The organism is Amycolatopsis sp. TRM77291, assembly GCF_054166285.1.
In genome coordinates, this window is the sequence record NZ_JBSZHF010000001.1 from 937,508 (window position 1) to 948,622 (window position 11,115).

The following is an 11,115-nucleotide window of genomic DNA, read 5'->3' on the forward strand; positions in this document are numbered from 1 at the left end:
GGTTGGTCTCTCACGGGGTGGTCGGTTCACGGTGGCATTCGGTGCAGAGCTGGGCGTCCGGCGGCAGGGGAGCGTCGACGAGGCCGATGCGTGCGCATCGAGTCAGGACCGCGGTGTACTCGCCGGACTTGGTCGGTATCGGCTTCTCGTTGACCCGATGCACGACATACGGGGAAGTGACGCCGACACATGGCTGGCCTGGAGTAGCTGCCGCGACGAGATGGCCGGCGCCCGGTTCGTGCGGCAGGTCGAGGTCGCAGGGCGGCCAGAACAGCGCGTCCACGCCGAGCTGCGGCTCCGAATCGCGGGCAGGCGTGCGCAACGGGTGCACGGTCGCCAGCTTCGCTGTTCCCGCTCGTACGGGATGCCGGTCCGCTGCCGCGGTGGCGGACACGGATGAGGTTCGGACTCTGTGGCCAGGACGTCGGATCTGGACTCCGTCCGCGACCAGGAAGGCGCGCACGGCCCGGACGGACAAGTGGTACGCAACCGCGAGGTCGCGCAAGGTGGCGCCGGCCTGATAACGGACGCTCAGCCCCAACGGCGGACGTGAGTCTCGGCGACGTCGTGACGAGACGGCGCGCGTAGTCCGGTTACCCATCACCGTCCCTGCCCGTCCGGTGGTGTTCTGGTTGAGACGTTCATCAACGCCGATGTCCTGGATGGTGGGGTGTGCCGCCCCCTCTCGAGAGGAGGCGGCACCCCGAGATCGGTGACTAGGTGGCGTTGCCGGTGCGGGCGACGTGGTAGATCCAGTCCCGCAGCTCCGGGGAGCTGGTGAAGACGTCGGGTTGGACGCCGCAGAACTGGGGGTCGGCGGAACGACTGGCGTTTCCGACGAGCTGGGGGACTCCGTCGATGGTGGCCAGGGCGGGTGTACCGGAGTCTCCATAGCAGCTGCCGTCGGTGCCGCTGGGATTGTCGGTGCAGATCTCTCCGGCGGAGATGAGCGCTGCAGCGCAGCGCGACGGCGCCGTGACACGAGTGTTGAGCTTCTGCAGGTGCCTCGGTAGGCCGGAGCGGGTGCTGTCAGGTTCGGTCACGCCCCACCCGTACAGAGTGATCTTGTCACCACGTCGGGCGGGGTCGCGGGCGAGTTGCACGGTCGGCTGCTGGAGCAGATGGTCGAGCTTGACCATCGCGGCGTCGACGACCTTCTGTTTTGGCGCCCCTTGTCCCCATTGCCAGCCGGGGTGCACGACGATCTTGCTGACGCTCGCGGTCTCGCCGCCGGAGAGCCGGTCGAGGCTGCCGACCCGGACGTGGAATCGCTTGTCCGCGGTCGGAATCGGCGCGTCATCAGTGTTGAACCACTGACTTACCGTCGATCGAGCCGCAGGTCCCGCGGGCGGATCCGTGACGCAGTGCGCGGCGGTGAACACCCACCCGCGAAACACCAGGCCGCCGCCACAGGTGTGGTAGTCGACGTACTTCTCACCGTGTTCGGGTGCGTCGTACTGCAGCGAGGCGATCCCCGGCGGCGCGCTCGCGGCCGGGTGAGCACCGATCAGCAACGGCTCGACCCGCGGGGGTGGTGTGTCGGGGGCGGCCGGCGCCGCGGGGGCCGNCGCCGCCACAGGTGTGGTAGTCGACGTACTTCTCACCGTGTTCGGGTGCGTCGTACTGCAGCGAGGCGATCCCCGGCGGCGCGCTCGCGGCCGGGTGAGCACCGATCAGCAACGGCTCGACCCGGGGGGGTGGTGTGTCGGCGACGGCCGTCGCCGCGGGGGCAGTCAACGCGGTGGCGATGCTCACCGCTACGGCAGCTGCGAACGACAAAGTCTTTCTGTGCAAGGAGCTGTCTTTCTAGTCGATGAAGGGGCTTGAACTGCGCAGTAAGGAGTCGCTACCTGCGGTATGGCGGCCCGCGTCCGGAGTGGTCTACGCGCGGCGGAGCAAGCTCACCTAGCCCACCGCCTCACCGTGTGCGAGGACAGCAGGCGGTGCGGGAGGCGTTACTAGCGCGGCCGTGGACTGGGCCTTCGTCGCGTCTGCGGCGTAAGAATGCGGGGCAGCTGGAGGGTCTGCTGGTCGTGATCCGCGGTGGTTCGCCGGAGGTCGCGGTCGGACGCGGGCCAGACCGGGCGACGTCGCTGATGTTCGGCCGCGATGCGGGCGGTGATACCCGCTACCGAGTCTGGGCGGGAGTTCCAGCGCCGACGCCGTTGGCGGGCGCGGGCTCGCATGGCGAGCACCGCGCCAGCCAACAGCAGGACGGTCACGAGGCCGACGGGCAGGGCCGGGTTCATCGTCGGTCCGGTTGCTGTGGGGCATCAGGCACTCGTTCAGTTGCCGGGCCAGAACCGGCTGCCGCGCAGGTGGTGTAGCAGGGGTAGCAGTTCCTCGGGGAGTCCTGGGCTGACCGCGACGACGCAGCGGGAACGCACGGAGTGTGGGCTGGCGTCCGAGTCGAGAACCAGTGCTCCGGCCTCTCGGGCGATGACAGCGCCGCTTGCGGTGTCCCAGGTGCGATTGCCGAGCAGAATGCAGGCGTCGAGGGTTCCGTCGGCGACCCAGACCAGGTCGAGTGCGGAGGATCCATAGCGGCGAAGTTCCTGTGCGCGTGCGGTAAGGGAGTGGTCCAGGGACGCGCACAGGACGTCACGCAGGCCCGTGTCGGTACCGCTGCCATAGTCACCGAAGCCGATCAAGGCTTTGTTGAGCTTGTCGGTGTTCGATGTTGTGATCGGCTCGCCGTCGCTGAAGGCGCCGCCGCCTTCCGTTGCTGAGTATCGGTGCCCGAGAAAGGGCAGTGCGGTGACTCCTAGCACTGGTTGCTCGTTGTGGACCAGGCCGAGGGCGATTGCGCAGAGTGGGTTGCCGTGCTGGTGGTTGACCGTGCCGTCGATGGGATCGAGAACCCAGTAGGTGTCACGGTTTCCGACTGGTCCAGTCTCCTCGCCAAGGAACCCAATGCTGGTGCTGTCCGCGCCGGTCAAGCGCTGGTGTATCAGTCGTTCGACGGTCTCGTCGACGTCCGAAACAGGATCGCGGTCACCTTTGTAGCGGATCTGGCGTGGAGGGTGGCGAAGCACATGCTCCACAGCGAGATCCATGGCGTTGTGCGCAGCTGTGAGCGCGAACGTGAGATCAGGTCGCTGCGCCATCTGATCCCTCAGATGCTTCGTTGCTGACGGATACCGTCGGGCCGTTCCTTGTGTGACCGTTGACTAGGCGTGGATCAGTGAACTCGGTATCAGCGGCCACGATCGTTCTCCCACAACAGAGTGTGAAGTCGGGTAGATAGGTGCCACCGGCGGGCCAGCACTGGCTCGGCCAGCAGCCGCATCCGTGCCAGCACAGTGGCGCTGTCGGTGCCCTCCGGCATGATCCAGACCGGCTTGAGGTCGTAGGTCCCGACGAGCTCTTGGACCTCGTCCAAGTCGTTGGTCTCTTGGACGACGAACTTCCAGATGGCTTTCCCGGTGCCGGCGAAGTGGCGCAGTGCTGCTGGGCGGACGCGTTGATGGCGGCGCAGCCCCGAATGCGCGAGCTTCGGTGAGACGTTGAACCGTGTCACCGCCGAGGTGAGCAAGTCCGTAGGCGGGATGGTGCCGGAGGTCTCGATCTCGATATCGGCGGCGAGCGCACGCTCTCGGATCGTGCACAGCAGCCGCTCCAGAGCGCGCGGCTGTAGCAACGGCTCGCCGCCCGTGATCACCAGCAGATCGGCGGGAGTGGAGGCAAGCCAGGACAGGATGTCGTCGATCGAGAGAACTCGCTGCTCGGCGGCGAGATCGTACCGAGTTGGGTCATGGGTATGTGGGGTGTCGCACCACGCGCAGTGGGGTTGACCCGTTTTGACGGACAGGGTCGATGAGGTGGTGTCAGGCTACCTGACGACTGGAGGTGTCTTCGGTTGTCAGGTTGCTTGTTTCGTAGGCGTTGGGGCTGAGATGGCCGAGGCTGGAGTGTCGTCGGCGGGTGTTGTACCAGCCTTCGATGTATTCGAAGATCGCCTTGTGTGTGACGGTCCGCGTCGGCCAGCCTTGCCGGTCGATCAGTTCGGCTTTGATGGTGGCGAAGAAGGACTCGGCGACCGCGTTGTCCCAGCACTGTCTCTTACGCCCCACCGATAAACGCACCCCATGGTCCTCGGCGAGGTCACCGAACTGGGCAGAGGTGTACTGGCAGCCTCGGTCGGAATGGAAGATCACCCCGGGCTCGGGCCGGCGCTGCGCGACCGCGTTGTCGAGTGCCTCGGCGATGAGCTCGGTGCGCAAGTGGTCCGCGGTGGCCCACCCGACGACCCGCCGTGACCTGAGATCGATCACCGTGGCCAGATACAACCAGCCCTCCCAGGTGTGGATATAGGTGATGTCGCCACACCACCGGGTGTTGATTTCTGTTGCGCTGCAGGAGAAGTCCCGCTTGATAAGATCAGCTGAAGTGGTCGCTGCCGGGTCGGGAACCGTCGTGGTGCGCCATCGTTTCGGAGCCCTGCCCGCTCGCCCAGCGGCGCGCAGGAGCCGGGCGACGCGCTTGCGGGAATGCCGCCGCCCGCGCGGGCGCGCAGCTCCGCGTGGACACGGGGTGTTCCGTAGGTGCCTTTCGACTCGTCGTGGATCGCGATGATCTCGGCGGTCAGTTCGTCATCCTGTCGCTGGCGGGCCGAAGATTCGGCGTCGCGATGGGCGTAGTAGGCGGCTCGGGAGACCTTGAGTAGCTCACAGGAACGTTTCACGTTGCCGGTGGTGCCGGCGTTCTCCGCCTCGATGAACGGGTACACGTTCACCGGATCTCCTTCGCGAAGAAAGCCGTCGCTCGTTTGAGGATCTCCACGTCCTCGGACAACCGGCGGTTCTCCCGCCGCAACCGGGCCAGCTCGTCCCGCTCGTCAGTACTCAGCCCGTCGGCGCGGGCCCCCGCGTCCCGCTCGGCCTGCGCGATCCACTGCCGCACGGCGGTCTCGGTCAGGTCGAAGTCTTTCGCGACCTGACCGATCGAGCGATCCCCGCGCTGGCACAGCTCGACGATCTCAGCCTTGAACTCCCGTGTGAACGAACGCCGAGCCCGAGGCTTCTTCTTGCCCATAGTCTCCATGATGACGGACATCCTTCCGGAGGCACACGCCCCCTGATCTTGGATGTCCGCCAAAACGGGTCAAGCCCAAATGGTCACTGGTACCTCCGGCGCACGTGCCCCCGCGACGACGGCGTCTCGAACCAGAACATCGCGCCCTGGCATCCCTTTGCTGGAAATCATCGCTCGTGCTGAGTCATGTACTCCAAGGACTCGATCATGGTATTGACGTGACTAATGGCCATTTTGGCGTAGCGGTCACGAGGTGTTTTTGCCTGGTGTGGGTCGAGAGTCCCCTGGAGCAGGCGCAGCAGTACGGTCAGCACTCGCCGAAAGACACTGATCTCGTAGTTCATCCAGTCGACAGGGTTGTCCGAGAACTCGTATCCGGCTCGAGCGGTCCAGATCAACGGCGTGAGGTTGGCGGCTGCGGCGGTCTCTCGGATCCAGCGAATACCGTTCGCTACCTGGCTAGGGGTCAGGTCGGTTACTTCGACCAACTGAACGGTGCTCAGCGCGCCGGGCCTGGCCTGCATTAAGGCGACTCGGACGAGCTCGCCGCTGACGTGCCGTGGTATCGGCGCTGCCATGGTCAGTCGCCACGCAAGAGTTGCTCGAGCTGCTCATCCATGCTGGTGTCGCCGGTCTCGACGACAGTCTGAGACCAGTCCGCGGCAGCGCGGACTCGTTGCAGGTTGTCGAACACCGCTTCTTGCTCGTTCGTCGTGAGGTGTTCTCCGTGCAGGGTTGGGACGACTCGATTGACGGCGGATACGAAGGCGGCGCAAGCACCAAGGAGATTGACGATCTCCATGCGGTGCTCGACTCGGCGAATGGTGGGGGTCCGCTCGCGAGCTACATTTTGCGCTTGACGGCTCCGCTCGGCCTGAACACTGTTCACCATGTGGCGAGCGGTGTGGTCGCCCATGACGCGATGTGCGACCTCCGGGCGCCGCAGGAGGTCGGTCGCGACTTCCGCGGCCACGATATCGTCCCTGGCCAGGTCGTGAATTCGATGGACGCGTTCCTGGCTGGTCTGTGGGTTCCGCGGCGTCTGGCCCGCAGCCCGTGCCGCGACGTCGCAAGTCCAGCGGTTGCCGCCGCCGAGCTCGGGCGGTGGCTGCTGGCGAATCAACTCGAAGCGATTCTGCAGGTGGGCAAGGTGTTTGTGCACCGTGAACGACGCATTCTTGGAGCGCTTCGACTTCGGCCAGCGTGACGCTACCTCCCTGTAGGTAAGGAGCGTATTGAACTCGATCCCGATCTCATCCGCGAACTTGCTGAGCGTGTCGTAGACCTCGGCGCCATGTGTTCCGCCGATCGGCTGGATAGGTTCAATTTCGACCGCAATGTAGCCGATCTCGAACTGGCAGTCCGTCAGAGTTTGAACTGTCTTTACGGCTTTCTCCACGAGCTTTTGATAGCGTCTTTGGGTAACATTTCCAACCTTTGTTGTCATGGCATTCCTTAATTTTGGTATGGCGAGACTTGTCGCGGAAGCAGGGCTCAAGCCGGGTAAAGACCGGGCTGGGTGGCGTAGGTGACTATGCGGCGTGCCGTGTTACTTTTTGTCGATCAATGCTTTCATCTGATCACCGTCTTGTCGAAACTCGGCGTCGGCGCAGCGACGAGGAGAACGCTCATCGTGCTCCGACTAGTCCAGAAAGGCAAGGGGTCTTCGCGAGGGGGGCAGTCTTGCGATTAACCGTTTGCCGTAGTTGTCACGGTTGACGCTTACTTCGAACGGCTAGCCTATTTCGCCAGGCTCTTGTCCTGCACGAAGCGGAACAGTAGATGGCATCGGACCGCCGTCGTATGGCCGGTAAACGATCACTGCAGACCGGGCACGTGCTGGCGTCGTCGCGCGCACGCAAGATCTTTATGCGAGTTTGGGCTCGGCGAACCCAGCGCCAATGTCGTGACCTGCAGCTGGTGGAGCAATACTTCGCGTCGGCCCGGGCGTTCGGCGAGAGTGCTTCGCCGCACGCCGCGCACTTGCGCGTTGCCGTCATCGGATAAGTTTAGGTCATTTCTCGTGATGCGTCGTCCCGTGTCAACGATGTCGTCGCTTGGAAATTCGTTGTGATGGACGCTGCCTCGATTGACTTGAAAGCTGTCCGTCAGCACGCTACGAACCAGGTACTTCTAGAGTAGTCGGCATAAGCATGTTGGCTTTGCGCCCGCACTGCGACTTCCGCGCTGGATATGCTTGCTCAGCCGCGCATGGCGCCTCTGTGTCAACACCTCGGGTGTCTGACTGTCTAGTTCTCTTTCATGAGAACCCAAGGGTGGCCGCATTGTGCTTCTATGATGGCGGTTGCCCAGTTTCCGATGGGGTCCGGGCAGTTCGGTGTGCGGCAACGGTGCCGCCAAGTCGTCCATCTTCCCGAAGTGATGCCGAAGTTGCTTCAGGCAGGGCCAAATTCGGCCGCCGGATCGGAAAGGTGTACGGCCCGGCGCTGGTTCCCCGAAGGCGAGCAGTCCGTCGAAGACATGGATGATCAGTCGCGCTGCGTTGCCTGGTCGCCCGGATGGCCGCCGACGGCGCATCGGGATACGAGAGCACCCTGGCTTCCCCGCTGACCTCCGAAGCCCGGGAGCGTCTGGTGGCAAACATCCGCGACGTCCTCGGCGAGGAAACATGACACCATGGTGCGTTCCGGGATCGGCGCGATCCTGCGGAGTACCGCGCCGGTCGAGCGCGCCCCGCGCGGTGTACCGGGACATGGCGAAGGGATTCGGGACGAGCTATGACACGCCCCTGGGCCGGGGGCCTGTCTCTTTCCTGCACCCCAGCCTGGTACTCCAGTTGTCGGCGGACGTGTTCGAGGGGTACGGGCTCAGCCATGTCCGCGATCGCCTGCGGACTGCGGCGTGGGTCGCCCGCGAGCTGGAGCCCCGGTGGCGGACCGTGCCGTCGGATCAGCTCGCCATGGTGCTCGCGGCGGGGCCGAGGCTTCGGATCGCTGATCAGCGGCTCCGCGGTCGCGGAGCTCAGAGGCGACTTCCGCTGCAATCGAGCCCGGTGACTTCCAGTTCCGCCGCCGGGTCGGTGCGCTGGATTGTTCGGAGTTCTGGCCCGATGGTCCGGTGGAGTTCGGCACAGGGTGGCAGGCTATGACCGGGATCGAACGATCGGCCTGGACCGTGCTGGTCCTTGCTGCGCACGCTCGTCACATCGTGTGTGCCGTGACCCACATCCTCGCGTGGGCTTACCAGCGAGCGCCAGAATCTGCCCACGAACGGAGATGATGTGACCACGATGGACACTCTTGACAAAATCCGTGCCGACGCGGCCGCCTTATGCCGGGCTGAAGATACCGCGGTGTCGAACCGCACATTCGGCGGGCTGGAGTTCTAGACTTGTTAATGGACGGCGCCTATGCCGAGCAGACGTGCAACCGCGGCGCATGGCGGTGCTGCGTCGTGATCAATCGGCCGGGATGGCCTTTGTGGTCAACGAACACGCGCACAAGGCGCTCGAGCGCGGACGGGGCGATCCGCGTATCGCGTTATCGCCTACTGCGCTGGCTGCTGGACCGCACCGACCAGCGGTCCCGCACCCTGCGGGTCCTGCACTTCGGAGCGCGGCTGGTGCTGTTGCCGAATCTCGCGTTCGTCCCCGACCCCGTGTTCGGCCCGGTGCCTGGGTTGGGTTCGCTCAGGGGCGCGCGTTCACGATCGTGACCGACGCCGACGGGCGGGACACGGTGTTCGAGGACGCGCCGGCCCCCAGCCGCATCCAGATAGTCTGCGACGAGACTTCTGACGGCCGCGGGCTTGGCTGCTACACGCGGCGGTTCGCCGAATTGAGCTACGCCAGTCTCGATCACGACGGCAGCCGGGCGCGGATCCGCGACGCGATCCGGAGCCTTGGGGGAACTGGCCGCCGCCGTCGTGGATGGCCGATCAGCGCCGTAGGCGGGCTTGCGACGACACGACAGCGCCTTGGCTTGCCAAGCCCTCGTGGTCGGTCACCTCAAGGGTGGCAGCGTGCTGGCGTCAGCGCGGGAGAAGGAGGGATCGGAAGCGGTGGGAGGCAGGTCTGGTGCTGCTTGTCATCACGGCCGTGGGGTATCACCGCCAGAAGGACACTAACCAGCACCACCACAGGTGGAACCGTTCTCGGGGTTTCTCCATCCGCACGCCGTGATGCCACAGCACCACCAGTACGGTGGCGCCCGCGCCGAGCAGAGTCAGCACGCTGCCGATGACGATCGCGAAGGTGTGCTTGTCGCCTTCGTCAAGTTCCGCGCGTCGCTCGTCCGGCCATACCCGGATGTGTACCCGGCCTCCTTTGTGGACCGTGCGCGGCTTATGGTGTTCAAAGGTTTCCGTCCTCACCCCGTCGGGTCCGACGTATATGACCTCCGCGGTCACGCGGTCCCGAGACGCGGTCGCCACAACCCGCCCGGGGAAGAGCCCAGCCGACCGGTTGACATCCGCGGCGATGGAAACACCGAACCCCAGCTCGGCGAGACCGCCGACCAGCAGCATCAGGGGAAGCCACAAAACGGCCATTCCGGGCAGCCGGGACCTCGATGACGTCATGCCCTCAGTACGCCCGGGACGCTGTCGCGGTTGCCTCAGCAGGTCCCAGCGACCTTTGTTCCACCGGCGTATTGTCCGGAACAAAACGCCACCGGCCGGAAACGACTGACCAGCGCAGAGAGTCTGGGAGGCGGCACGGCATTTCACGGAGCTGAGCGACACCAGCCCGACTGCTCGACGAACCCACCCTTGCGACGCTCGCCGGCAGCCCACACGAGTCGGATGTGCGCGTCGCCGGGTCAATCGCTCGGAGTGGTGCTGGCTGCACAATTGTCGGCGCTACGCGGCGGCTGGGTGTCGTGCGACGACTGGGGCACCGGCCAGGACCTTCTCGCGCTACGACGCTCACTTACCTAGACAGTCGACGAAAGCCACGCGCAGCGGCTGCGCGGCCTCTCCGATGTCGCGCCCCGCACATCCTTCATGGCCTTTGCGTCCTCACCGTCGCCAGCGACCTCATCGACGAGCCAAAGGTAGACGCTGGCCGAGCTACCGCTGGAGACGCGGAAGACGTAACGCTGCGATGCGCCTACGAAGAACTACCCAGTTGGGCTACATAGCTGGAGCAGAGGATGTGACCCCATTTGGCAGTGGAGAGACGGCGTGCTCCAGATTTGCTCCAGCTACTGAAAAGTAACTGGAGTTCGGCACGCCAGTTCTCAAAGTGAGCCGGAACGAAAAAACCGCCCTACCTGCACATATCTGCCAGGTGGGCGGTGTTTCGTCACTGTGGAGCTAAGGGGACTCGAACCCCTGACCCCCTCACTGCCAGTCAGGTTCGAGCAAGGCACTGACCTGCGGTTATCGAGAACCCGCTGGTCGGCTGGAGCAGTTGTAGTCTGCTCGATGCGGCTCTGCGTAGTTGGGCGTTGTTGTGGTTGACGCTGTGCTCCAGATCTGCTCCAGGGAAATTAGTGTGAGAGTTCAGGGCAGCTCAACGACAAGAGGATAGGCGACCATGATCTTCGAGTTGGGACAGCCCCTCAGTCTGTCGAATCGGCAGCTGGCAACCAGTTGGTAAAAGTCGACATTTGACGTGTCGGACGGTATCGAGTGATGTTGAACGAGACTTTTTTGTCTGGTTGAGGGTCAGTCGCTGTGTCGGGGTATGTCGCCTGGTTCTGGATTATTTCAGACTCTTTGGGCTCGCAGATGCCGAGCGACTCCATCGTGCAGCGCTCCCGCGCCGCTCTCCGCGCCATGATCAACGCTGCCATTCGCGACCCACGACTGCCCATCGCCTCCTACCCCTGCCTCCTACGTCGAACTGCCCTCCGGACGACGGCCGAAAGTGGTGCTCTGGACCCCCGAACGTGTCGAACGGTGGCAACGCTCCGGACAGAAGCCCTCCCTGCGCATGTGTGGGTACCTGAGCAGACCGGGCGCGTCGGCGGCTATCACGGTTTCGGCGTGGTCAACGCTCCCGTTCGAATGGCCGCGCTCCAGGAAGCGAGGCCGCTCGCCGCGCGAGCCTGACGAAGACTCGGCGTGGCGGCTGACTTTCCGTCGACAGCACCCACGCCGTCAGGCGGGAGCCAATCC

The 11,115-nt window shown here is 64.7% G+C and carries 9 protein-coding genes and 1 pseudogene; all 10 read right to left on the minus strand.

What is annotated here, in order from left to right:
• Nucleotides 1–10: 10 nt before the first annotated feature.
• The 10 genes and pseudogenes from ACXIZN_RS04525 to ACXIZN_RS04570 all read right to left on the minus strand — a co-directional run bounded on the left by ACXIZN_RS04525 (nucleotide 11) and on the right by ACXIZN_RS04570 (nucleotide 9,519).
• Nucleotides 11–394, minus strand: a complete 384-nt coding sequence (locus ACXIZN_RS04525) for a hypothetical protein (protein ID WP_457952694.1) — start codon at nucleotides 392–394, stop codon at nucleotides 11–13.
• A 322-nt stretch (nucleotides 395–716) separates the two neighbouring features.
• Nucleotides 717–1,514: a S1 family peptidase gene (locus ACXIZN_RS04530; protein WP_457952695.1), complete on the minus strand. Its 798-nt coding sequence runs from the start codon at nucleotides 1,512–1,514 to the stop codon at nucleotides 717–719.
• A gap of 771 nt (nucleotides 1,515–2,285) precedes the next feature.
• Nucleotides 2,286–3,107 (minus strand): inositol monophosphatase family protein, encoded by an 822-nt coding sequence (locus ACXIZN_RS04535; RefSeq protein ID WP_457952696.1) that lies wholly within the window; start codon nucleotides 3,105–3,107, stop codon nucleotides 2,286–2,288.
• Between the two features lie 89 nt (nucleotides 3,108–3,196).
• Nucleotides 3,197–3,661 (minus strand): hypothetical protein, encoded by a 465-nt coding sequence (locus ACXIZN_RS04540; RefSeq protein ID WP_457952697.1) that lies wholly within the window; start codon nucleotides 3,659–3,661, stop codon nucleotides 3,197–3,199.
• Nucleotides 3,662–3,827: 166 nt separating this feature from the next.
• Nucleotides 3,828–4,466: an IS3 family transposase gene (locus ACXIZN_RS04545; RefSeq protein WP_457960455.1), complete on the minus strand. Its 639-nt coding sequence runs from the start codon at nucleotides 4,464–4,466 to the stop codon at nucleotides 3,828–3,830.
• A 41-nt stretch (nucleotides 4,467–4,507) separates the two neighbouring features.
• A pseudogene (locus ACXIZN_RS04550) lies at nucleotides 4,508–4,735 on the minus strand (IS3 family transposase); the annotation flags it as partial.
• Nucleotides 4,732–5,034 carry a transposase gene (locus tag ACXIZN_RS04555; protein WP_457952698.1) on the minus strand — a complete coding sequence of 101 codons (303 nt, stop codon included), beginning with the start codon at nucleotides 5,032–5,034 and terminating at the stop codon, nucleotides 4,732–4,734. The gene ACXIZN_RS04555 and the pseudogene ACXIZN_RS04550, both read right to left, overlap by 4 nt.
• Before the next feature lie 167 nt (nucleotides 5,035–5,201).
• Entirely contained in the window at nucleotides 5,202–5,612 is a 411-nt protein-coding gene (locus ACXIZN_RS04560; RefSeq protein ID WP_457952699.1) for a hypothetical protein, read from the minus strand.
• 2 nt (nucleotides 5,613–5,614) lie between these two features.
• On the minus strand, nucleotides 5,615–6,481 hold the full coding sequence (locus ACXIZN_RS04565) for a DUF6192 family protein (RefSeq protein ID WP_457952700.1): 867 nt from the start codon (nucleotides 6,479–6,481) through the stop codon (nucleotides 5,615–5,617).
• A gap of 2,618 nt (nucleotides 6,482–9,099) precedes the next feature.
• On the minus strand, nucleotides 9,100–9,519 hold the full coding sequence (locus ACXIZN_RS04570; RefSeq protein WP_457952701.1) for a hypothetical protein: 420 nt from the start codon (nucleotides 9,517–9,519) through the stop codon (nucleotides 9,100–9,102).
• Nucleotides 9,520–11,115 lie beyond the last annotated feature (1,596 nt).